The sequence below is a fragment of the Sphingomonas bisphenolicum genome (genome assembly GCF_024349785.1).
GTDB lineage: Bacteria > Pseudomonadota > Alphaproteobacteria > Sphingomonadales > Sphingomonadaceae > Sphingobium > Sphingobium bisphenolicum.
Genome location: NZ_AP018817.1, coordinates 2,193,637 through 2,216,592 on the forward strand (window position 1 = coordinate 2,193,637; position 22,956 = coordinate 2,216,592).

Annotated in this window: 22 protein-coding genes; 11 read left to right on the forward strand and 11 right to left on the reverse strand. The window is 65.4% G+C overall.

Annotated elements, in window-relative coordinates; genetic code table 11:
* The first annotated feature begins 96 nt into the window (after nt 1–96).
* The 10 genes from SBA_RS10830 to SBA_RS10875 all read left to right on the forward strand — a co-directional run bounded on the left by SBA_RS10830 (nt 97) and on the right by SBA_RS10875 (nt 9,907).
* Complete coding sequence (locus SBA_RS10830; RefSeq protein WP_261934425.1) at nt 97–1,215, forward strand: thiolase C-terminal domain-containing protein; 1,119 nt, start codon at nt 97–99, stop codon at nt 1,213–1,215.
* Nucleotides 1,216–1,217: 2 nt separating this feature from the next.
* Nucleotides 1,218–2,369, forward strand: a complete 1,152-nt coding sequence (locus SBA_RS10835; RefSeq protein WP_224545900.1) for a thiolase C-terminal domain-containing protein — start codon at nt 1,218–1,220, stop codon at nt 2,367–2,369.
* Between the two features lie 11 nt (nt 2,370–2,380).
* Nucleotides 2,381–3,307: an OB-fold nucleic acid binding domain-containing protein gene (locus SBA_RS10840; RefSeq protein ID WP_224545902.1), complete on the forward strand. Its 927-nt coding sequence runs from the start codon at nt 2,381–2,383 to the stop codon at nt 3,305–3,307.
* On the forward strand, nt 3,304–4,137 hold the full coding sequence (locus tag SBA_RS10845) for an N-acyl homoserine lactonase family protein (protein WP_261934426.1): 834 nt from the start codon (nt 3,304–3,306) through the stop codon (nt 4,135–4,137). The genes SBA_RS10840 and SBA_RS10845 overlap by 4 nt, the downstream gene beginning before the upstream one ends.
* 9 nt (nt 4,138–4,146) lie before the next feature.
* Complete coding sequence (locus SBA_RS10850) at nt 4,147–4,944, forward strand: enoyl-CoA hydratase/isomerase family protein (protein WP_261934427.1); 798 nt, start codon at nt 4,147–4,149, stop codon at nt 4,942–4,944.
* Nucleotides 4,945–4,948: 4 nt separating this feature from the next.
* Nucleotides 4,949–6,139 (forward strand): acyl-CoA dehydrogenase, encoded by a 1,191-nt coding sequence (locus tag SBA_RS10855; RefSeq protein ID WP_261934428.1) that lies wholly within the window; start codon nt 4,949–4,951, stop codon nt 6,137–6,139.
* An 11-nt stretch (nt 6,140–6,150) separates the two neighbouring features.
* Complete coding sequence (locus SBA_RS10860) at nt 6,151–7,275, forward strand: acyl-CoA dehydrogenase family protein (protein ID WP_224545909.1); 1,125 nt, start codon at nt 6,151–6,153, stop codon at nt 7,273–7,275.
* 33 nt (nt 7,276–7,308) lie between these two features.
* Entirely contained in the window at nt 7,309–7,791 is a 483-nt protein-coding gene (locus SBA_RS10865; protein WP_261934429.1) for an acetyl-CoA carboxylase biotin carboxyl carrier protein, read from the forward strand.
* 57 nt (nt 7,792–7,848) lie between these two features.
* Nucleotides 7,849–9,306 carry a pyruvate carboxylase gene (locus SBA_RS10870; RefSeq protein WP_224545913.1) on the forward strand — a complete coding sequence of 486 codons (1,458 nt, stop codon included), beginning with the start codon at nt 7,849–7,851 and terminating at the stop codon, nt 9,304–9,306.
* A gap of 82 nt (nt 9,307–9,388) precedes the next feature.
* Nucleotides 9,389–9,907 carry a nitroreductase family deazaflavin-dependent oxidoreductase gene (locus SBA_RS10875; protein WP_261934430.1) on the forward strand — a complete coding sequence of 173 codons (519 nt, stop codon included), beginning with the start codon at nt 9,389–9,391 and terminating at the stop codon, nt 9,905–9,907.
* A 17-nt stretch (nt 9,908–9,924) separates the two neighbouring features.
* On the opposite strand, the gene SBA_RS10880 is transcribed toward SBA_RS10875, so the two are convergent.
* The 10 genes from SBA_RS10880 to SBA_RS10925 all read right to left on the reverse strand — a co-directional run bounded on the left by SBA_RS10880 (nt 9,925) and on the right by SBA_RS10925 (nt 19,247).
* The gene (locus tag SBA_RS10880) at nt 9,925–10,671 is read right to left on the reverse strand and encodes an SDR family NAD(P)-dependent oxidoreductase (RefSeq protein WP_261934431.1); all 747 of its coding nucleotides are present in this window, start codon (nt 10,669–10,671) and stop codon (nt 9,925–9,927) included.
* Entirely contained in the window at nt 10,668–11,498 is an 831-nt protein-coding gene (locus SBA_RS10885; RefSeq protein ID WP_261934432.1) for an alpha/beta fold hydrolase, read from the reverse strand. Before SBA_RS10885 ends, SBA_RS10880 begins: the two co-directional genes overlap by 4 nt.
* A gap of 20 nt (nt 11,499–11,518) precedes the next feature.
* On the reverse strand, nt 11,519–12,262 hold the full coding sequence (locus tag SBA_RS10890) for an SDR family NAD(P)-dependent oxidoreductase (protein WP_261934433.1): 744 nt from the start codon (nt 12,260–12,262) through the stop codon (nt 11,519–11,521).
* A gap of 11 nt (nt 12,263–12,273) precedes the next feature.
* The gene (locus SBA_RS10895) at nt 12,274–13,497 is read right to left on the reverse strand and encodes an NADH:flavin oxidoreductase/NADH oxidase family protein (protein WP_261934434.1); all 1,224 of its coding nucleotides are present in this window, start codon (nt 13,495–13,497) and stop codon (nt 12,274–12,276) included.
* A 13-nt stretch (nt 13,498–13,510) separates the two neighbouring features.
* Entirely contained in the window at nt 13,511–13,999 is a 489-nt protein-coding gene (locus SBA_RS10900) for a 2,4'-dihydroxyacetophenone dioxygenase family protein (RefSeq protein WP_261934435.1), read from the reverse strand.
* Nucleotides 13,996–16,344 (reverse strand): membrane-bound PQQ-dependent dehydrogenase, glucose/quinate/shikimate family, encoded by a 2,349-nt coding sequence (locus SBA_RS10905; protein ID WP_261934436.1) that lies wholly within the window; start codon nt 16,342–16,344, stop codon nt 13,996–13,998. The genes SBA_RS10900 and SBA_RS10905 overlap by 4 nt, the downstream gene beginning before the upstream one ends.
* A gap of 43 nt (nt 16,345–16,387) precedes the next feature.
* Complete coding sequence (locus SBA_RS10910) at nt 16,388–17,194, reverse strand: SDR family NAD(P)-dependent oxidoreductase (RefSeq protein ID WP_261934437.1); 807 nt, start codon at nt 17,192–17,194, stop codon at nt 16,388–16,390.
* A gap of 23 nt (nt 17,195–17,217) precedes the next feature.
* Nucleotides 17,218–17,541, reverse strand: a complete 324-nt coding sequence (locus tag SBA_RS10915) for a hypothetical protein (RefSeq protein ID WP_224545925.1) — start codon at nt 17,539–17,541, stop codon at nt 17,218–17,220.
* On the reverse strand, nt 17,538–17,987 hold the full coding sequence (locus SBA_RS10920) for a nuclear transport factor 2 family protein (RefSeq protein WP_261934438.1): 450 nt from the start codon (nt 17,985–17,987) through the stop codon (nt 17,538–17,540). Before SBA_RS10920 ends, SBA_RS10915 begins: the two co-directional genes overlap by 4 nt.
* A gap of 84 nt (nt 17,988–18,071) precedes the next feature.
* Nucleotides 18,072–19,247, reverse strand: coding sequence for an LLM class flavin-dependent oxidoreductase (locus SBA_RS10925; protein WP_315975769.1), 1,176 nt, complete (start codon nt 19,245–19,247; stop codon nt 18,072–18,074).
* A 365-nt stretch (nt 19,248–19,612) separates the two neighbouring features.
* Here SBA_RS10925 and SBA_RS10930 point away from each other — a divergent pair, with 365 nt between their 5' ends.
* A complete protein-coding gene (locus SBA_RS10930) occupies nt 19,613–20,374 on the forward strand; it encodes an SDR family NAD(P)-dependent oxidoreductase (protein ID WP_261934439.1) in 762 nt (253 codons plus the stop codon).
* Nucleotides 20,375–20,393: 19 nt separating this feature from the next.
* On the opposite strand, the gene SBA_RS10935 is transcribed toward SBA_RS10930, so the two are convergent.
* Nucleotides 20,394–22,796: a membrane-bound PQQ-dependent dehydrogenase, glucose/quinate/shikimate family gene (locus SBA_RS10935; protein WP_261934440.1), complete on the reverse strand. Its 2,403-nt coding sequence runs from the start codon at nt 22,794–22,796 to the stop codon at nt 20,394–20,396.
* Between the last annotated feature and the right edge of the window lie 160 nt (nt 22,797–22,956).

Sequence of the window (22,956 nt, forward strand, 5' to 3'; positions counted from 1 at the left end):
TTATCTTGACTAGGACGTTGATGGCGGCATAACCAGGGCTACAACGCCGTTCACCGCTTCAAGCATGGGAATGGTGCTGGGATGAGGAATGCACTGATGGCACTAAGCAAGGTGGGGGTCGTTGCGACCGCCCAGACAGAATTTCGACCTGCCTGGAACAATGCCCAGCATATCGATCTGATCTCTTCGGTGGTCACGTCGGTATTCAAGGGTTCAGGCCTGACGATCGATGATGTGGATTTCATCATCGATTCCGGCAGCGACGTGCTCGACGGCCGGTCCATTTCCAACTGTGGTTTCCTCGGTGCGCTCGGCGCGCATCACAAGGAAGAGGCGCGGGTCGAGGAAGACGGGCTGTGGGCGGCGCTTTACGGCGTGAACAAGATCCGCTCCGGCTCGTCCTCGGTCGGCTTGATCGTCGCTTACTCCAAGCCGTCGGAATCCAATGTCGATCTGTACTGGAATGCGCAGGTGGAGCCTTTCTACCAGCGTCCGGTCGGCTTCGGCCAGCGTGCCGCGAACGGCATCATGGCGCAGCGTTATCTGGCCGACAGCGGCCTTTCGAGCCGCGATCTGGCCGATCTGGTCGCAGACCGCTGGGCGGCCGCTGCGGCGTCCGGCAAGGTGTCGATCGATGACCTGCCCGACGCCGACGCCATATTGGCTGCGAAGGAGGGGGCGGCTCCGCTCACCGAACTGATGTTCGCCCGGCCGGTCGACGGCGCCGTCGCCGTGCTGATCGCACGGGAAGACATTGCCCGGCGGGTGAGCCGCAATCCGGCCTTCATCACCGGCATGGGCACATCGATGGATACGCATAGCGTCGCCGCGCGCGAGGCCGGCCGACTGTCGTCCGCCGCCACGGCCGCCGCCATGGCTTACCGCAATGCCGGCTGGGCGTCGGCGGATGCGGACATTGCCGAAATCAGCGGATCGTCGGTGATCGGCGAATTGCTGGCGATCGAGGCGCTGGGACTGGCGGAAGCGGGCAAGGGCCTGTCGGCCGCGCGCGACGGCAAGGTCGCGATCAACCGGTCGGGCGGCGCCTTGCCGGCCGATCCGATCATGGCGACCGGCCTCGTCCGACTGGCGGAAGCCAGCCGGCAACTGAGCCAGCCTGAAACGTCCAGCGGCGGCACTCCGCGCCGCGCCATCGTCCACGGCGCCGGCGGCGTCGGCATGCAGAACAACTGCGTTTTCACTCTCGAGGTTTGATCATGGGCCGTCATGTTGGAATAGTAGGGGTCGGACAGACCCATCATGCCCGCCGCCGGACCGATGTCAGCCAGGCGGGTCTGGTGCGCGAAGCGGTGGACCGCGCGCTCGCGGACGCCAAGCTGAGCATGGAGGATATCGACACCGTCGTCGTCGCCACCGGCCCGGTGCTGTTCGCCGCGGTGAACCAGCCGGAAAAATGGGTGGTCGATGCGATCGGCGCGCAGGGCAAGTCGGTGGTCCGCCTGACCAGCGGCGGCGGAGCGGGCTTCGCCGGGGCGCTGGCCGGCTATTATCAGGTCGCGGGCGGCTTTTCCGAGCGCACGTTGGTCGTCGCCTATGACAAGCTGTCCGAGGGGCAGCTGCAATATTCGATCTCCACCCTCTACGATCCCTTCTGGGGCCGGGAATTCGCGGTCGGCATCATGGGCTTTTCCGCCGCCTACTGGCGCGCGCGCATGGATGTGCTGGGCCATACGGAGGAAGCGGCGGCGATGGTCGCGGCGAAGAACCGCAAGAATGCGATCGCCAACCCCTATGCGCATGTGAAGAAGGAAGTGTCGGTCGACGACGTCCTCAATTCCAAGCCGCTCTGCTGGCCGATCAAACTGCTCGACGTGCCGCCCATTTCGGATGGCGCCGCTGCGATCGTGCTGTCTTCCGAGAAGATGGCGCACCATTCGACCAGCCGTCCCGCCTGGATTCGGGGGATGGCCTATTGCTGCGAAGCGGACAATGCGCCCGAACGGTCGCTGATGCTGTCGGAGCCGCTGGCGATCGCCAGTCGCCAGGTCTACCGCGCCGCCGGTATCACCAATCCGCGACGGCAGTTCGACGTGGTGGAGGTGCAGGAGCCCTATAGCTGCTTCGAGCTGAACTACTATGAGAGCCTAGGGCTTTGCCCGCCGGGACAGGCGGCCGAGCTGATCGCGTCCGGCGCGACGCAGCTGGACGGCGACATCCCCGTGAATCCGTCGGGCGGCTGCATGGGGGCGAACCCCATCGGCGCGGTCGGCGTGATCCGCCTGATCGAGGCGGCGACGCAGGTCATGGGCAAGAATGAAAGCCACCAGATCAAGGACGCCAAGACCGCCCTCGTGCAGTCGGGTGGCGGTTGGGCCAATCTGCGCGGTTGCGCCGTTCTGAGCGCATAAGGAGAGACACGATGTTTTCCGCACCGGACAGTTATCCGATCGACCTGCCGACTTTCCACAGCGAGATCAACCTGCCCTATACGCTGACGCCCGGCCGCGCGGCGGGCACGTTCCTGGCGGAGGTGAAGAACCGCCGGATCATCGCCTCGCGCTTCGCCTCCGGACAGGTGGTCGCGCCCGCGCAGGATTTCTCCTCCACCGGCGGAGAGGAGCCCGAAGCCTTTGTCGAAGCGCCGCACACCGGTGTGCTGACCGCCTTCACCCGTGTCGACGGGCAGGTGATCGGCTTCATCCGCCTCGACGGCTGCGACAATGATTTTCCGCACCGCATCCTGGCCGAACTGGATGATATTGCGATAGGCCAGCGGGTCGAGGCGGAATGGGACGACAGCGTCGAACAGTCCGTTCTGGCTATCAAGGGCTTCCGGATCGCGCCCGACGCCCCGGTCGGCGCGGTCAAGGCGCTGGCCGGGACGGAAGAGCCGCTGGGCGTCATCCCCTACGCGATGAAGCTCGATTATGAACATGCCTATGGCCCCTATTATGGCCGCATGTTCGACGAGATCCGGGAAAATGGTCGCTTCATGGGCGTGCGCTCGCCCGGCAGCGACGTCGCTTTGCTGCCCCCGCGCGAGATTGACGACGTCACCCACAGCCGCACCGGCACCTGGAAGGCGTGCGCCGACACCGGGACCATCCGCGGCTGTTCCATCATCAACATGGAAGTCTATGGCCAGACCCGCAAGGTGCCCTATGTCTATGCGGAGATCGTGCTGGACGGTGCGTCGACCCGCATGATCCACGTGATCGAGATCGACAGCCTGGAAGAGGCCAAGGAGAAGATCAAGCCGGGCACCCGCGTCCGCGCGGTCTGGACCCAGGGCGAGCGCAAGGGCCGCGTGTCCGACATCGAACGCTTCGAGGTTATCGAGGGGTGAGCCACTATCGCATCACCTCCCTCCGGCTGGGCGAGCTGTATCTGCCGCATGGCGGATCGGTGATGCGCGATCCGGTGCATTGCTGGCTGGTCCGGGGGGATGGCCGCACCATCCTGGTGGATAGCGGGATGGCCGACATCCCGACCATCCACAAGCGGTTGCGGGTGCAGGGCACCGGCGGCGGTCATCCGGCGCTGGTCGCGGCGCTCGCGGCGGAGGGGCTGACGCCGTCCGATATCAGCCATGTCGTGCTGACCCACATGCATTTCGATCATGCCGACAATCTGGACCTGTTCCCCGATGCCTGCATCGTGGTGCAGCGGGCCGAGATGCTGGCGGCGGTCGATCCGGTGCCCTCTCAACGGGTCTTCTACTGGCGCTCTACGCTCGACAATCTGATGGCGCGCAAGCGGCCGGCGCAATTGATGCTGCTGGATGGCGACCATCAGCTTTTTCCCGGTATCCGCCTGCTGTGGGTCCCCAGCCATACCGAGGGGATGCAGGTCGTCATCGTCGATACCGCCAAGGGCAAGGCGGCGATCGTGTCGGACCTGGGCGACCATTATCGCTACTGGTTCCCGGCCGACCCGCGGGCGACCAGTCATCCGCAACGGTCACTGACCGGCGCCTATCTGACGGGCAATATCCGCAGCGAGAGCGAGCGCGACTGGCAGCGCGCTATGCGCCGCGTGCAGGATAATAGCGACATCGTCATCCCCGCCCACGACTTCCGCATTCCGCGCAACATTCCCGACGAATGGTTCGCGATCCCCGATTCCACCGACGGCGACCTGGCGCATGAACCGCCCGAGCCGGCCGCTTCCGCATGAGGATGCCCCATGGCCTATAATAATCTGCTCTACGATGTCAGCGACCGGATCGCGACGATCACGCTGAACCGGCCCGACGCGATGAACGCGACGACCGACGAACTCTATCAGGAATTGCAGGATTTGCTGGGCAAGGTCGCGGCGTACCGGGACGTTGGCTGCATCATCCTGACCGGCGCGGGGCGCGGTTTCTGCGCCGGCGCGGACCTCAAGGCGCGCAAGGACGACATGACGCCGCTGCAACGCCGCGCGCGGCATCGCTGGATCTTGAAGGATATATTGGAGCCGTTGTTCCGCATCGAAAAGCCGGTGATCGCGGCGGTCAATGGCGCAGCGGCCGGGGCGGGGTTCAACATCGCGCTCGCCTGCGACTTCATCGTGGCGAGCGAGAATGCGAGCTTCATCCAGGCCTTCGCGCGCGTTGGGCTGGTCCCGGACCTGGGCGGCCTCTACCTGCTCGGCAGGGTGATCGGCATCAACAAGGCCAAGGAGCTTTGCTATACCGCCCGCAAGGTGTCGGCGCAGGAAGCGGCAGACCTGGGCATCGTCAATCATGTGGTGCCGCATGACGAACTGCTGGAGCGCGCCCGCGCCATTGCGGCCAAGATCACCGCAGGATCGCCAACCGCGATCGGCATGACCAAGACGCTGCTCAACAAGGCCAGCAATTCCACGCTCGACCAGATGCTGGAATATGAAAGCTATGCGCAGACCGTCGCCTATCTGACCCCGGAATATGAGGAGGGCGTGCAGGCATTCCGCGAAAAGCGCGCGCCCGATTTCGCCGCAGCCGCAGCAAGGGGCTGAAATCATGGACTTCAGCTACAGCCCGCAGGAAGAAAGGTTTCGCGCAGACCTGCGCGCCTGGCTGGCGGACGCCCTGCCGCCGGGCTGGGGCGAGACGGTGTTCGAACCGGAAGACGAGGACGAGCGGGCGATGTTCCGTCTGGCCTGGGAGCGCAAGCTGCATTCGGGTGGCTGGAGCGGGATCAACTGGCCGGTCGAATATGGCGGGCGCGGCGCCACGCTGGTCGAGCGGGCGATTTTTGCCGAGGAGATGGCGCGGGTGGGGGCGCCCGAGGGGCTGAACATCATCGGCCATAACCTGGCCGGGTCGACGATCCTGCGGCACGGGACGGAGGCGCAGAAGAAATATTTCCTGCCCCGCATCCTGTCGTCGGAGGATGTGTGGTGCCAGGGCTTTTCGGAGCCCAATGCCGGGTCCGACCTGGCGTCGGTGCGCACGCGGGCCGAGCGGCGGGGCGACAAGTTCATCGTCAACGGACAGAAAATCTGGACCAGCTTCGCGCAATATTCGCAATGGTGCTTCGCGCTGGTGCGGACGGACCCCGACGCGCCCAAGCATAAGGGCCTCAGCTTCCTGTTGATCGACATGAAGAGCCCCGGCATCTCGATCCGTCCGCTGCGGCAGATATCGGGCGAGTGCGAATTCAACGAGACCTTCTTCGACGATGTCGAGGTGCCGGTGGACAATATCGTCGGCGACATCAACGACGGGTGGCGGATCGCGATGACGACGCTGGCCTATGAGCGGGGGCCGGAAGATGCGCTGGGTCGCCAGATCCGCTTCAGCCAGGAACTGGAAAAGCTGGTCGGCACGGTCGCCGCGACGCCGCGGGGCGGCGCCAAGCTGATCGACGATCCGATCGTGCGGCAGAAGCTGGCGCGCTCCATCACCGAGGTCGAGATCATGCGCCTGAATGCGGTGCGGACCTTCAGCAAATATCTGAACGGCGACGACCGGGGGCCGGACGCATCGATCATCAAGCTCTACTGGAGTCATGCGGCGCAGAATATGTACGAGGCGGCGATGGACATATTGGGGCCGACGGCGCCGATCGCCGCGCCCGATCCTTTGAGCGCGGGCGGCGGGCGGTTCCAGCTGAGCTACCTCCAGTCCAAGGCCTTCACCATCTATTCCGGGTCGTCGGAAATCCAGCGTAACATCATCGGCGAGCGTATGCTCGGCCTGCCGCGTTAGGGGGACGGCCCATGAATTTCGGCTTCAACGAAGAACAGAAGAGCCTGGGGGAAACGGTCGCCGCCTTGCTGGCCGACTTCCCGGCACTGACCGGCCCCGACCCGGCCGAAGCACGCGATCCGGCGGTCTGGCAGGCGCTGGCGGACCTTGGCCTGTTCGCCCTGCTGGTGCCGGAGGCGCATGGCGGGGTGGGGCTGACGCTGGTCGACGTCGCACTGGCAATCGAGGCGCTGGGCGCGGGTCTTGCGCCGCCGATCGCCGCGTCCACCCTGATCGCGACTGACATCATCGTGCGCGCAGGCACCGCGGCGCAGCAGGCGTCGCTGCTGCCGCGCATCGCCACGGGCGAGTTGCGCATCGCGCTGGCTATGCTGGAGAATGGTCAGGGCTATGACCCCGATGCGGTGCAAACCGTGATGGGCGGCAATGGCGTGACCGGATCGAAGATATTGGTGCCCGATGCGGATGTCGCCGACCTGCTGCTGGTGCTGGCGCGCATCGATGGTCGCATTGGCCTTCTCCTGGTCGCGCGCGATGCGCGCGGGGTGTCGATCCGCCGCCATGCCGATATCGATCCGTCGAGCGGGCTGTGCGAAGTGACGCTGGACGGCGCCGCATTGATGGACGGGGCGCTGGTCGGCCATGCGGGATCGGGCGACGTCGTTCCCCGCCTAATGGACGCCGCCGCCATCGTCTATGCAGGCATGGCGATGGGCATGGCCGCAAGGATGCTGGACGCATCGGTGGACTATGCCAAGACGCGGGTGCAGTTCGGCCAGCCGATCGGGGCATTCCAGTCGATCAAGCACCGCTGCGCCGACATGGCGGTGGCCGTCGAGGCGGGGCGGTCGGCTGCTTATTACGCCTTCTGGACCGCCGCAGAAAATGACCCCGATCGCAGCCGCGCGGCGTCGATGGCCAAGGCTTATTGCGGCGAAGTCGCGCGCGATGTCTGCAACGAAACGGTGCAAATCCATGGCGGCATGGGCTTCACCTGGGAATTGGGACTGCACCGCTTTTTACGCCGGGCAAAGGTGCTGGAGCATGGCTTTGGCAATCATGTCTGGCATTATGAGCGGATCATGGTGGAAACGCTGGCTGCGCAGGCGGTCGGCGACAAAGCCCAGGCGGCCTGACGATCAGGCCCTTCATCACATGGTATGGACCGGATGAGCGAACAATTGCTGCGTGACATCGAAATACTGGCCGACCTGTTCAAGGCCGGCGGCTGGACCGAGTTGCGGGTCGAAAGCGGCGCAATCAGCCTGCTGTTGTCGAAGGACAAGGCGACGCTGTCGCTGGACGGGGCGCAACAGGCGGCGATGCCGGTTGCGGTGCCGCCTGTTGCGCCCGCGCCAGCCGCACCGGAACCCGTCGGAGCGGGCGCCAGTGCCGGGCCGATCGATCCCGCCTGGACCGCGGTGAAGGCGCCCAATCTGGGCACCTTCTACCGGTCGCCCAAGCCAGGCTCCCCGCCCTTCGTGGAGGTCGGGCAGCGGGTAGAGGCGCATACCGAACTCTGCCTGATCGAGGTGATGAAGCTCTTTACGTCGGTCAAGGCGGGGATAGCCGGAACGCTCCAGCACGTCGCCGTGGCCGACGCCGATCTGGTCGAGGGCGGACAGCCGCTCTTCTACATCGCGTGCGACTAGGTCTGCACCCCAACATTCTGAAAGACGCGCCGGACGGCCGCGGGAGAGTATAAGTAAATGGCTCATATCGAATTTCTCGACGAAACGATGCGCGACGGGCAGCAGAGCCTGTGGGGCCTGCGGATGCGCGCGGGCATGGCGCTGCCGGTGTCGCCGCTGATCGACAGGACGGGCTTCAAGACCATCGACCTGACCGGCGGCGGCATGCTCGACGTGCTGACCCGCTATTGCCAGGAAAATTATTGGGAGGGTCTGGACCTGCTGGTCGCTTCCATGCCCAACACGCCGTTGCGGGCCGGGCTGCGCTCCAACGCCAATGTCACTTTCAGCGTCAGCCCGCGCGCGCTGATGGACCTGTGGGTCCGGCGCCTGTGCGCGCATGGCGTGCGGTCCTTCTGGATCTATGACGTGTTGTTCGGCTTCGACAATATGCTGCGCCTGGCCAAGGTTGCCAAGGAAAGCGACGCCTGGGTGGCGGCCGCCGTCATGTTTGCGCTCTCGCCCGTCCATACCGACGCCTATTATGCGGAAAAGGTGCGCGTGCTGGCCGCGAGTCCCGACGTGGACAGCATCCTGCTGTACGACACGGCCGGCGTGCTGGAGAAGGAGCGGCTCCAGACCCTGATGCCTGGCATCGTCGCGGCAGCCAATGGCAAGCCGATCGAATTCCACGCCAACAATCTGCTGGGCCAGACCGCCAAGGCCTATCTGGATGCGGTGGACCTGGGCGTGTCCGTCCTCCACACCGCCAGCAAGCCGATGGCGAACGGCCCGTCCGTGCCCGCGACCGAGACGATGGTGCGCAATATCGAATTGAAGGGGCATACCCATAATCTGGATACGAGCCTGTTCCAGCCGGTGGCCGATCATTTCCGCGCCGTTGGCAAGGCGGCGGGCTTCCTGGTCGACCAATATGCCGAATATGACATTTTCTCGATCGAGCACCAGATTCCCGGCGGGATGATGGGCACGTTCAAGGCGCAACTGGCCATGCACAATATGACCGACCGGATCGGCGACGTGCTGGCCGAAGTCGCGGCGGTGCGCAAGGATCTGGGCTATCCCGGCATGGCGACGCCGTTCAGCCAGTTGGTCGGCATCCAGGCGGTGCTGAACATCGTCACCGGCGAGCGTTATGGCACCGTGCCCGACGAGGTCGTGCAATATGCCGCCGGCTTCTATGGCGAGACGGTCGCGCCGATCGACGCCAATGTGCTGGACCGCATCATGGGCAGCGCGCGGGCGAAGGAAGTGCTGGACAATCCGCCGCCTGATCCGGACCTGGCCGAGCTGAAGAAGCAATATGGCACGGACGACGAGGACGAACTGATCCTGCGTGCCACCGTGCCGCAGGCGGACATCGACAAGATGCGTGCGACCGGGCCGGTGCGCCGCGACTATCCGCTGCTGTCGTCGCCCGAACTGGAACAGATGCGCAAGCTGATGCAGGTCGCCACCATGCCGGTGGTGGAGTTGAAGTCCGCCGGCCTCAACCTCAGCCTGCGGAGAGAGTGAAGGCCAGCGCTGATTAATTCGCAAATCCGGGTCCGATCCTTCCTATCGGGCGCCGAACCGCCTCTTCATCAAGGAGCATGAGATGACTTCGGAAAAGATGGACGCGATCCGCGCGAAGGATCTGGCCAAGGACGAATTCAAGGACTTGCCCAATCTGGTGAAGGACGAACTGGAAAAACACCGGCAGCTCTATCTGTCAGATCCCGTGGCCGCCCATTATTGGGACCCGATCGTGATCGGCACGCCTGGGGGCGCGGTCGCCTGCCTGCTGCTCCACCATCTGGGTCACAAGAGCGGCGTCTGGCGCAATACGGCGCTGCAATATTACCGGTTCAACGGCGACATATTGATCGTCGCGTCGCGCGGCGGGACCGAGGAGCCGCCGAGCTGGTATCTCAACCTGATGGCGAATAACGCTTGCCGCATCCAGGTCGGCGCAAACGGCTCGTCCGCTGTCGCCCGCGTCATCACGGGCGAGGCGCGGGCGGCCTATTGGGACCATATCTCGCGCGAACAGCCCGCCCAGATCGAATATCAGCAGCGTTGCCGGCGCGAGATACCGATCATCGCGCTCGACCTGCCCGAAGGCGTGCGCCTGTAGGATCGGTCGCTGGCGTGTCAACGCGCCAGATAGCCGCCATCGACGGGATAATAGGTGCCGGTCATGAAGCTGGCGAGCGGCGAGACCAGGAAACAGACGGCGGCGGCGATCTCCTCCGGCTGGGCGATGCGGCCGAGGGCGTGCAGGGCCGCGATCTCCGCCATCCGGTCGCGCGTCGCCTGTTGCAGCAGCGGCGTTTCCACATAGCCCGGACCGACCGCGTTGACGCGGATGCCCATCGGCGCACCTTCCAGCGCGGCGGCCTTGGTCAGGCCGACGATGGCGTGCTTGCAGGTGGTGTAGGCGGACGCGCCGGCCGCCGCGACGGCGGACATGACCGAGCCGATATTCACCACCGCGCCACCGCCGGCATCCCGCATCGCCGGGATTTCGGCCTTCAGGCTCAGGAACACGCCGTCCATATTGACCGATGCGACGCGCCGCCATTCGGCGAGGGCGAGTTCGCTGATCGGCGTATGCGTGCTGGTGACGCCGGCATTGTTGACGGCGATATGAAGCGCGCCGAACTGCTGCCGGGCGAAGTCCACCATGGCGAAACAGGATGCCTCGTCCGTCGTATCGGCCGCCGTGCCAGCGACATTCGGGCCGAGTGTGACAGCCAGCGCCCGCGCCGCGTCGCCATCGAGGTCGGCGATCACCACCCTGGCGCCCGCGGCGAGCAGCGCCTCGACGCAGGCCTTGCCGATGCCCGATGCGCCGCCCGTGACCAGGGCGACCTTGTCCTTCAGATCGATTGCAGTCATGTCTTTTGCCTTATTGTTGGATCTTCGCTGGCCAGTTCGAGGATGAAGTCCTCGATCGCCCGGTTCACCCGCCGCGGATTGCTGAGGTTTACCGCATGGGGGCCGCCCGGCACGAGCGTAACAACGCGCGGATCGGGGACGCCCTGCGCCGTTAGCAGTCCCAGTTCGTGCGAGGTGGCCAAGTCGGCGAGGCCGTGGATCACCGCGACCGGCATGGTGACGTCGCGCAGCCTGTGAAACAGCGGATCGATCGATGCCAGCGCGCCGGTGGCGTCGCGCACTTGCGTCTTTGTCACGCGCGACCAGGCTTCGTGCCATGGGGCGTGATCGACACCCGGCCCCAGGATGAAACCGCCGAGAAAAGCGAGTTTTTCCGGGTCGGGACCATTGGCGATCCAGTCGGCGATTTGGCGGGGAAATGTGTCGTCGTCGCTCTTGGGCGCCTCGCCCGCCTGCGTCGAAAGCTGGACGAGGCCGTGGAAACGCTCCGGCGCGAGCAGGGCGGCGCGCATCCCGACCAGCCCACCCTGGCTCATGCCGACATGGATCACTTTGTCGAGGGCCAGCGCATCCATCATCGCCAGCATGTCGCGCGCGGAATCCCAATAGTCGAACGGCCCTTCCCAGACCGTGTCCCCATGCGCCCGCGCGTCCCAGGCGATGCAGCGCCAGCGGCCGGCGAAATGGTCGATCTGGGGCGCGAACATCGACCGGTTCATCATATAGCCGTGGCTGAAAAGGATGGCGGTGCCCCCATCGCCGCTGTTGCCGCCACCGCTGTCGTCGAACGCGATGGTCGCGCCTGTGGGCAAGGATAATGTGTGCATGTCGCGCTCTCCCGATCGCATCATATCGCCGATATGCCGCCGTCCACCATGTGACAGGCGCCATTTACAAAGGTGGCAGCGTCGGACAGCAGATAGGCGGTTGCCTGCGCGACCTCCGCCATCGCGCCGAAGCGGCGGCTGGGGATCGCCGCCATGCGGGCCTTCGCCCGGTCGGACGGTTCGCCCGGCCTGCTGCCCATGATCGCGTCGATCATTCGCCCGTCGAGCGGGCCGGGGCAGAGCGCGTTGACGCGCAGTCCTATGGGGCCGTAGTCGATCGCGGCGCAGCGGGTAAGGCCGATCACGGCATGCTTGCTGGCGACATAGGCGCTCATGCCCGCCGCGCCCTTGATGCCGCCGGTGCTGGCGATGTTGACGATCGATCCGCCGGGCGTGCGCATATGGGGCACGCCATGCTTCATGCCCAGGAAAACGCCGGTGACGTTGACGTCCATCACACGGCGGAAGAGCGCGGTGTCGAGCGCATCGAGCGGGGTCGCCGCATTCTCTATGCCTGCGCCGTTGACGAGGCCGTCGAGCGGAGCCTTCAGCGCCTCGAAGGCTCGGGCCATTGCGGCCTCGTCCGTGACGTCGGCGACGATGATGTGCAGGTTCGATGGGCCGGACATGGCTTGAAGGGCGGCCGCGTCGTGGTCGATGGCGACGACCCGTGCGCCCAGGTCGAGCAGCAATGCGGCCATGGCCGCACCCAGTTCGCCCGCCGCGCCGACGATGGCGATGTGGCGGCCTTCTAGGTCGATCAAAGGGCGGCCCGTCATGAAGCGAAGGTCGCGAGATAGCGTTCAGTGAGAGCCGCGTCATAGGCGCTGTGCGCGTCGAGCTGGGCCTGCCAGTCGATGTCCGTCTCGATCGCGTCGCCGGTCGCCAGATGGCGGATCTGATTGAAATAATAGGCGATGGTCGCCTGCGCCTCCGTGCCCGGCAGATCGTCGGGGGAGGGGAGGCGGTCGATCCGGCCGCCGAGCAGATCGTCGATAAGGCCGGCGTCTAGGCAGAGCGGGCGGGCGATGCCGATCGCGTCGAGCGCGCCTGTCTTCAGCGATTGCGTCATCGCGGCGCGGCTTCGGAAACCGCCGGTGACGGCGAGCGGCACGGATACATGCGGGCGCAACCGCGCGGCGAAATCGAGGAAATAGGCTTCGCGCGCCAGGGTGGAGGCTTTCTTGCGCAACGTGCCATCCCGTTCGCGACCGACCATGACCTGCGATTCATAGCTGCCGCCGGAAATCTCCAGCAGGTCGATGCCAGCCGCGCAAAGCCAGTGGACGATCTGGACCGATTCCTCTTCGGTGAGGCCGCCCTTCTGGAAATCGGCGCTGTTGAGTTTAACCGAGACCGGGAAATCCGGGCCGGTCGCGGTGCGGATGGCGGTGACGATGTCGAGCAGCAGGCGTGCGCGGTTTTCCAGGCTGCCGCCCCAATCATCGTCGCGCTGGTTGGTCAGCGGGCTGAGGAATTGGGACAGGAGATAGCCATGCGCGGCATGGACCTGCACGCCGGTAAAGCCGGTTTCGCGGGCGGTGACCGCGACATGGACGAAGCGGCGCTGGATATCGTGGATTTCCGCGACGCTCAGCGCACGACACATGCCCGTGCCGCCGACCAATGGCATGGCCGACGGCGCGACGAAGGTCTCGGGCGACGCGCCCGCCTGGCGACCGGGATGGTTGATCTGCATCCAGATATGGGTGCCATTCTCCCGTCCGGCAGCGGCATAGGCGGCGAGCAGCTCCAGCCCGCCATTGTCGTCGATCGCGACATTGCCGGGCCGCTCGACGAAGCGGCGATCGATCTGCACATTGCCGGTCAGTAGCAGCCCCGCGCCGCCCCGCGCCCAGCGACCGTAGAGCGCGGCATGATCGGCGGTCGCGCGATTGTCCGGCGTGCCGATGCCTTCGGTCATCGCGCCTTTGACGATGCGGTTCTTGAGCACGGCGCCGCAGGGCAGCGTCAACGGGTCGGTCAGGGCGGGGGGCATGATCTTTTCTTCCCTAGCGGATGTAACGGCGGACATAGTCGCGGCCGAGGCCGACCTTTTCGAAATGGGCGGCGCTCTGTTCGATGCGGGTGAAGACGTTGGACTGGCCGACGGGCCGGTTGTCATCGTCCAGTTCGATCAGCGATCCGGCGATCCAGAACAGGGTTTCCGATCCGCCGGGCAGACCGATCAGCGTATGGGTGTCGCCCGCCGGCTCGAGCAGATAGTGGCCGGCGCTCGCGATCCACTCGCGCTCGCGATAACGCCACTGGCCTGACAGGACATAGGCCTGGACCGGGCAGGCATGGGCGTGGCGGCTGATTTTTCCTTCCGTCCGAATGCGTGTGACATTGGCCCAGGCGCCCGACACAGTGTCGAACATCAGCGGGCGCATCCACACGCGGTCCATCGCTGCGGGCACCCATAAGCGGTCGTCCTGACTGCTGGTTTCCAGCAGCAATTCGCTGTGCCGGAACGATCCGGCGGGATGGTCATGCGTCATTTGCCCTCCTGTGGCAGCGCATAGGCGTGGAAGGTACGGCCGAGCGGGAAGGATTGTGACGTGACGTGGCCAGTGGCGGCGATGACCACGAACTGCCGTCCGCTGCGGGGGCCGACATAGGTCATGGGATTGGCGTTGCCGCTGGCGGGCATGCGCACCGACCAGAGTTCCTTGCCCGTATCCGTCGCGAAGGCGCGGAAGGCGCGTTCCTTGAGGCCGCCGAAGAAGGTGAGGCCACTGCGCGTGACGAGCGTGCCGCCGAAGCCGGGCATACCCATGCGGATCGGCAGGCCGATCTCCAGTCCCAGCGGACCGCTGTCCTGCACCGTGCCCACGGGCCGCTGCCAGGCGATTGTGCGCGTCGTCATGTCGATCGCGGTCATACGGCCATAGGGCGGCGCCAGGCATAGCGTGCCGAGCGGGCTGGTGAAGCCACGCAGTCGGGCGCCATAAGGGGTGCCGGCCATCGGCAGGGGCGCGGCGAAATCGGTGGCATTGTGGCTGGCGCCCGGTCCCTTCGCGCCGCCACCGACCGTGGCGCGCGGGACCAGTTGCATCAGCGTGGGGTAATAGATGCTGTTGACCAGCAGCAGGCGCCGGTCGGGATCATAGGACACGCCGCTCCAGTTCATGCCGCCGCCCAGGCTGGGATAGAGCAGGGATTCGGTCAGGCCCGGCGGCGTGTTGGGGCCGTCATAACGCAGCTTGCGGAAATGGATGCGACACCAGAGCTGGTCGATCGGGGTGATGCCCCACATGTCACGCTCGCTGATCCGATCGCCCGCAAGCGAGGGCATGCCGACGGAGAAGGGCTGAGTGGGGGATAGGCGTTCTTCCGGCACCTTGCCCGCCTGCGGCGCGGGCCGTTCGCGGACGTCGGCCAGCGGCTTGCCGGTGCGGCGGTCGAGCAGGAACAATTCGCCGCGCTTGGTCGGCTGTACCAGCGCAGGGACCGCCCCGCCGGGCACCGGGAGGTCGATCAGGGTCGGCTGTGACGCGACGTCATAGTCCCACAGGTCGTGATGCGTGGTCTGGAAGGACCACCGCACCGCGCCGGTTCCAGCATCCAGCGCGACGACGGAGCTGCTATATTTTTCACTTTGCGCGGAACGATAGGCGCCGAAATGATCCGGGGTCGCATTGCCGGTTGGAACGAAGACAAGGCGCAATTTCGCGTCGACGCTCATCGGCGCCCAGCTATTGGGTGTTGAGCGGGTATAGGCCTGGCCGGCCGGCGGACCGTGCGCATTATTGGGATTCCCCATATCCCAGGCCCAGCGCAGCGCGCCGGTGATGACATCGTAACCGCGCACCACACCCGATGGCTCGTCCGTGCTGACATTGTCCGCGACCCAGCCGCCCAACACGATGACGTCGCCGACAATCACCGGCGCGGAGCTGATATAGTAGAGGCCGGGCGCGGTGCGGCCCATGCCTTGATTCAGATCGACGAAGCCGCTCTGGCCGAAACCGGGGCAGGGTCGTCCTGTGGCGCTGTCGAGCGCGATGAGCTGCGCCCCATAGGTCGCGGTGATGACGCGGCGGGGGCAGGTAGCAGGAGCAGCATTGCTGCCGTCATGATAGGCGACGCCGCGGCAGGTGCGCACCGCCGAACCGCCTTTGGCATCGACCTTCGGGTCGAAGCGCCAGAGCGGCTTGCCGGTTTCCGGGTCGAGCGCGAAGACGATATTGGTCTGGGTGCAGAGCAGCAGCTTGTCGTCCACCATCAGTGGCGTGGATTGCAGCGGGCTGGGGACAGGGGCGCTCATCGGGTCGTGGCCGGTGTCGAAAGTCCAGGCGAGCTGGAGCTTCTCGACATTGGCCGGGGTAATTTGCGTCAGCGGCGAAAAGCGTGTGCCGGCATCGTCGCGGCCCCAGGACGGCCATTGGCCGGGATCGCCGGATAGGGCGATCGGCGTTGTCATCCGGCCTCCCTCCGCCGCGATCTCCATTGGCGACCGGAGCGCGCAACCCAGGATCAGCAGGCATCCGGCAAGGCCCGCCAGCCCCGCGGCCAGCGCGCCACGGCCGATCCGGCGGCGGACGAACGGCAACAGGAAAGGAAGGCCGAACAGCGCAGGGCCGACGATACGGGCGGTGAGCTGCCAGCCGTCGAAGCCGACTTCCCATAAGGCCCACAGGATCGTCACCGTCAGGAACAGTGCGTAGAGCCAGCCGGCCCGGCGGTCGCCGCGGCACAGCCAATAGCCGCAGAACGCCACGGCGACGCCGCCCGGCAGATAATAAGGCGATCCGCCCAGCCACGCCAGCCAGGCGCCGCCGAGGGCCACGGCGATGCCGACGAGCAGCAGCAACGCGGCGAGGAGGCGGACCAGCCAGATCATGGCCGGGGCGTTCGCTCCGCAGTGCCGATTGCAGGCCCGGCCGTCATGCGTTGAAGCCTTTTTGTAATATCTCCATGAAGGGCGCCAGATCCGGGAAGCCGGAGGTGGCGGTGATCCCCCCATCGACCGGGATTACCGCGCCGGTCATGTAGGACGCCTTGTCCGACGCCAGGAAGGCGACCACCTCGGCAATCTCTTCCGGCTGGCCGATCCGGGTCATCGGAACGGCGCGGATGAAATTGTCGAACACACTTTCGGCCGCCTTAAGCCCTGCGAACAGCGGCGTGTCCACGCAGCCGGGGCAGATAGCGTTCACGCGGATGCCGGACTTGGCCATGTCCATCGCCAGTGCGCGCGTATAGTTGATCACACCGCCCTTCGCCGTGTTGTAGGCGGTCATGCCGAAATCGCCGAGCATGCCGGAAATGGAGGCGTTGTTGACGATCGCCCCCGATCCGTTGCGCAACATGTGCGGCAGCGCCGCCTTGCAGCCGTAGAAGACCGAATAGAGATCGACCTCCATCACCCGCCGGAAGGTTGCGGCATCGAGATCGAGCGTCGTGCCCATGCCGCCGATGCCGGCATTGTTGAACAGCATGTCGATCCGGCCGAAATGTGCCGCTGCCCCGTCGACGAAGGCGATGACATCGTCCTGCTGCGATACGTCGGTGCGGGTGAAGCTGGCCTTGCCCGCGCCGAGTTCGGCGACCAGAGCCTGGCCCATATCCTCGTTGAGATCGGCGATCGCGATGCGGCCGCCGTCGCGCACGATGGTGCGGGCGAACGCTGCGCCGATGCCGGAAGCGCCGCCTGTCACAAGCGCGACCTTGCCGTCGAATGGCTGTGTCATATACCTCTCCCTTGTCGTTACGGTCAGGCGGTGAAGGACAGGCCCATGCAAATCACTGCGCCGGCCAGCCAGGCGAGCTTCATCGGCGACGGGCTGTCGCCATAGATGGCAAGGCCGACGACGACAGATCCGATTATGATCGCCAGGGTGATGATCGGAATCAGCAGGCTGAGGTTGACGCCCGACACGACGAGCCGCGCCATGCAGATCAGGCCGATCGCATAACAGGCGAACACGGCGAGGCTGGGCCACGGTGCGGTCATGCCGCGGGTCGCGGGCAGGATCGACGCGCCGGCAAGCTGGAACAGGGTGGCGGCGACGAACAGCGCCATCGTTCCGGCGGTCATGCGGCCCGCCCCTGATTCAGGGGGATGCCGGTCAGCGCCGCGTCGGTGGGACGAATGGGGATGCCCAGCCCTTCCTCCGCCGTGCGCAGGTCCAGATAGTCGCGCCAGGCGAGGATCTTGCCGTCGCGCACCTCCATGACGCCGGTAACGGGCAGTGGCACGACGATGGACGGGTCAGCATTGGAGCGCAGATAATCCACCCGCTCGGTGAAAATGATGCGGTCGCGCGAGGCGATGCTGAGCGTTTCGATCCGCACCGCAAAGGCGGAAAAGACGCTGTCCAGATAGGCGCGGATCTGATCCATCCCGTGGCGCGGCGGCAGCGGCATGTCGATATAGCTGGCGCCTTGCGCAAAATAGCGGAGCAGCACGTCGACATTGCCGCTTTCCCAATGATCCAGAAACTCCAGCACCATCGCTTCGTCGTCATTATAGGCTATCGGCATGGGGCTCATCCTCTCCTGCGGGGCGGGCCGATCATGCGGCCGGCATCCTGTCGTCGGTCGCGCCGGGCGCGGGGCTTTGGCCCTTCAGACCGATCCGCGTTTATATTTTTCGAGCATCGACGCCTGCGCTTCGGCGGTGAGTTGCGCGCCGGCATAGCCGGTCGCCATGACCTCGTCGAAGCTCTTGCGCAGCGGATCGCCCAGGCCGTTGAAATAAGGCATGACCTCCTCGGCGAACAACTGGTGGCTGCGTATTGTCGCGGGATAGCGCGCCCAGTCGACGCCCATCAGCAGATAGGTGCCGAAGCCGCCCGACTTTTCGATCAGGCGGTTGATCTGCGCGCGCGCCATATCCGGCGTGCCGATGACCGCGGCGCCGCTTTCGTTCAGCATGTCGACGATCTTGTCGATATCCCACCAGTCAATGTCAGGCGCCGGATTGATGTGCGCGCGATAATCTTCCAGCAGCGACAGACCGTAGCGGACATCCTCCTTGGCCTGTTCCATGGTTTCGGCCAGGTGCATCGGCCCCATCAGGCGCCAATCCCTGCGCGACGGCTTGGGCTGGCCGTGGCTGGCCGCTTCCTGCTCCATAATCTCCCAATGGCCGAGCAGCTTTTCGATTCCGTCCGGGTCGGTGGCCGCGACCGAGAGCATTCCCATGCCGTGCCGACCGGCCAGCAGTGGACCCGACGGCGACAGGACGCTTACCGTCGCCATGTCGAAATTGGAATAAGGCAGCATCTGCAGCCGCGCATCCTGCAGATCGAACCAGTCGGTCTTGCGCGTCACTCGTTCGCCCTTGAACAGCGGGATGATAACCTCCAGCGCTTCCTGCAACCGCTGGCGGTTCTGCGAGGGATGAAGGCCCATCATCTGCGCATCCTGCACCAGCTGGCCCGGCGCTACGCCGAACATCATGCGGCCCCGCGTCTGATAGTCGAGCTGAACGATCCGGTCCGCGACCCAAAGCGGATTGTGATAGGGCAGAGTGATTGCGCCGGTGCCCAGCTTGATCCGTTTGGTCCGCTCGGCGGCTGCGGCGATGAACAGTTCGGGGCTGCCGATCGTCTCGATTCCGCCGGAATGATGTTCGCCGATCCACGCCTCGTCGAAGCCCAGTTCGTCGAGATTGATGATCGTCTGCATGTCCTGCTGAAATGATACAAGCGGGTTCAGACCGGGCTTGTGATAAGGCCCCATGAAAATCCCGAACCGCATCCTGTCTTCGAAAAATTGCATTTCTCTCTCCGGCTTCATGGGGCGCACGCAAGGCGCTGCCCAGCGTTCAGACGATTATGGAAATTGGGCGTGAGACAAAGCGTGGGAAAGCGCACCAGTGATTGTCGGGAAGCGCTGCAGATGGGCGCTGTCATATTGTGGCATGGCGCAATCCTCTCCCCGCTCCGTTGTATCGGACGCATCTTCTGGGTGCGATCTTGTGCCGGGTAATCGAGCGACTGTCAATCCGACATATATTCGGAAAATATTGACGTGATCCAAAAAATTGCAATAAATAAAGCCAATAATCACGAGTTCGGCACGCCGGATGCCGATAAAATTCGATAATTTATCTGCAATTCCGTCATTCAGGGCGGGAGGCAGGACGCAAGGAGAGGACCGACATGCTGAAAGACAAGGTTATCATCGTGACCGGCGGCGCTTCCGGGATCGGCCGTTCCGCGGCGGATATGTTCGCGCGCGACGGCGCCCGCGTCATGATTGCGGATCGGAGCGCGGATGCCGGCGCGGCGGCGTCTGAAGCTATTTGCGCTGCAGGCGGGGAAGCCGCTTTCGTCGCCTGCGATGTCGCCGACGACGATTCGGTCGCCGCCATGGTCGCGGCGACGGTGGCGCGCTTCGGCCGCCTGGACGGCGCCTTCAACAATGCCGGCATCGAATTCGCCAGCAAGATCGTGCCGGACCTCAGCTTCGCGGAATGGCGACGGGTCATCGACATCAACCTGAACGGCGTGTTCCTGTGCATGAAGCATGAGATCGCGCAGATGCGCCAGTCGGGCGGCGGCGCCATCGTCAACACCGCGTCCGGCGCGGCGGTGGCGGCATCGCCCAACATGGCCGAATATGCCACGTCCAAGGCGGGCGTGACCGGCCTGACCCGTGCGGCCTCGTGCGAATATCGCGACACCCAGGTGCGCGTCAACGCGGTGCTGCCGGGCCTGATCCTGACGCCGATGACGGAAGAGCGGCTGTTCAACGATGCCGGGTTCGCCGCCGCGCTGGAGCCTCTGCTGGTGCGCCATTCGGTCGGCCGCTTCGGTCAGCCCGACGATGTGGCGGAGGCGGCGCGCTGGCTGCTGTCCGACCTCTGCCCCTTCGTCAACGGGATCAGCCTGCCGGTGGACGGCGGCCTGCTCGCCCGTTAAAATGCCGCTTTGTCGCGGGTCAGCGTCGGCTGACCTGCGGCAGGGCATAGGCGACCAGGACATTGCGCTCGTTGCTGGCCAATGCAGCGCTGCCGCCCGCTGCGATCACCAGATATTGCCGCCCGTCATTCCCGACATAGGTCATCGGCGTCGCGTTGGCGCTGGCGGGCAATCTGGTCTGCCACAACAGTCGTCCCGTCGCCGTCTCGATCGCACGTATGCGCCGGTCTGGGGTCGAGGCGATGAAGGTGAGGCCGCTGCTCGTCGTGATCGATCCGCCCAGTGTCGGCAGCCCGATGGTGAAGGGCAGGCGCGAGGGGATGCCCAGCGGACCCATGCTGTCGGCCATGCCGATCGGTTTGCTCCACAACAGCGTGCGATTGTCGAGGTCTACAGCGCTCAGCGTGCCGAACGGCGGCTGGATGCAGGGAACGCCCAGCGGCGACAGGAACATGTGATTCTGTGCGCCATAGGGTGCGCCCGTCTGCGGCACGCCCAGGCGGAAACGTTCCAGCGACGGCTTCTGTCCCGGAGTCCCCATGGGAGCGAGGCCGAGCGTCTGCACCTCTCTGGCGCTGATCAGATGGTTGAGCGTCGGCATGTTGGTGCTGTTGACGATCATGATGCGCCGTTGCCGGTCGATCGATACGCTGCCCCAGTTCACGCCGCCGGCAGAGCCTGGATATTGGATCGACCAGTCCTGCCGGGGCGGGGTGAACGCGCCTTCGTATCGCAGTTTGCGAAAGGCGATGCGGCACCAGAGCTGGTCGAGCGGGGTAAGACCCCACATCGTGGCTTCGGTGAGCGGCGGGGCCCCGAAGGACGGCATGCCGACGGAAAAGGGTTGGGTGGGGGCAGTCCAGTCGCCCGGAGCGGCGCCTTGCGGCACCGGTTTTTCCACCACCGGCGACAGCGGTCGCCCGGTGGCGCGGTCCAGCACGAAGCTTTGCCCCGTCTTGCTGATGCTGACCAGCGCAGGAACCATCCTGTTACCGATGCGGACGTCGGTCAGCACGGGTTGCGATGCGACGTCATAGTCCCACAGGTCGTGATGCACCGTCTGAAACGTCCAGCGCGGCCGCCCGGTGCGATTGTCGACGGCGACGATGGCGTTGGAGAAACGCTCTGCGCCCAGCGAGCGGCGCCCACCGAAGAAATCCGGCGTGGCGACGCCGAAGGGCAGATAGACCAGGCCCAGTTTCTCGTCGCTGCTCGCCACGCTCCACATATTGGGGGTGCCCGGCGCATAGCGCGCCTGCGGCCCCCCCCGTTCCGGGGCGGCGGGGTCGAACGCCCAGACAGGCTTGCCACTCGCCAGGTCGTAACCGCGCACGACACCGGACGGCTGGTCCATCTTCTGTCCATCGAGGCCATAGGAGCCGGTGATCACGACATTGCCCGACACGACTGGGGTTGAGGTCACATAATAGAGGACGGAGGCATAATTGCCGATCCCGTCGGCCAGCGACACTTCGCCATCACGGCCGAAATCGCGGCAGTGCGCGCCGGTGCGGGCGTCGATTGCAATCAGCCGGGCGTCGATCGTCGCGCTGTAGATCCTTTCGCCACAGGGCATGGCGGCGTCCGGGAAGGCGTGATAGGCGACGCCACGGCAATTGGCGAAGGCATGGCCCATATCCTTTGTCTGCGGATCGAACCGCCAGAGCTGGCGGCCGGTGGTCGCATCGAGCGCGAAGATGACATTGTGCGGCGAGCAAAGAAACAGACGATTGCCGATCTTGATCGGCGTCGCCTCGAACGCCAGCGCCCCGGCGCCGCCCGGACGCGGTTTCGCGCCGGTTTGGAACGACCAGGCGGGTTGCAGCCGGGCGACGTTAGAAGGGGTGATCTGCGCAGCGGTGGCGAAGCGATCGCCGCCCGCATCATTGCCCCATTGTCGCCATTCGCTGGGCGGCGCAGCGGCAGGCCAGGCACCGGCATCGTGGGGCGCGACCGGCCGCGACAGCCAGGCGCCGCCCGCGAGCAGCAGGATCATCAGCACGCCGCCGCCTGGTAACCAGCCGCCACGGATAGGCGGCGCGCCATAACCCCGACGGACGGGAGGCAATAGCAGCAGCAGTCCGACGAGCGTCGGGCCGAGGATGCGGGGCGCTAGCGCCCAGGCATTGCCACCTGCTTCCCAGAGCGCCCAAGCCAATGTTCCGGCCAGCATCGCGCCATAAATCCATGCGCCCCGCCGGTCGCCCCGCCATAGGAAGATGGCTGCGGCGGCGATCAGCAGGCCGGCAACCAGATAATAAGGAGAGCCGCCGAGCAGGATGAGCTGGCCACCCGCGATCGACAGGACGAGAGCGATCGGCGCCAGCAGGCCGGCAACGATGCGGACGGCAAGGCGGGACGAGTGAACGCCATCGCTCCGGTCGCTCTTCAGCGGAACGGGGCCGGGCACATCCTGGGGCATGGTGATCCTCTCCTCGCGCCGATTTTTCGCGCACATTCTATGCGACTCGATAATAACCGAAAATAATTCGGATTGAAGCTGATTCCCGATTTGCGATATGCAAATCGTCCGGCACTGTTTCGAGCCGCCCCGTCGTCCCGTCTCAATCGCGGGCGCCGAA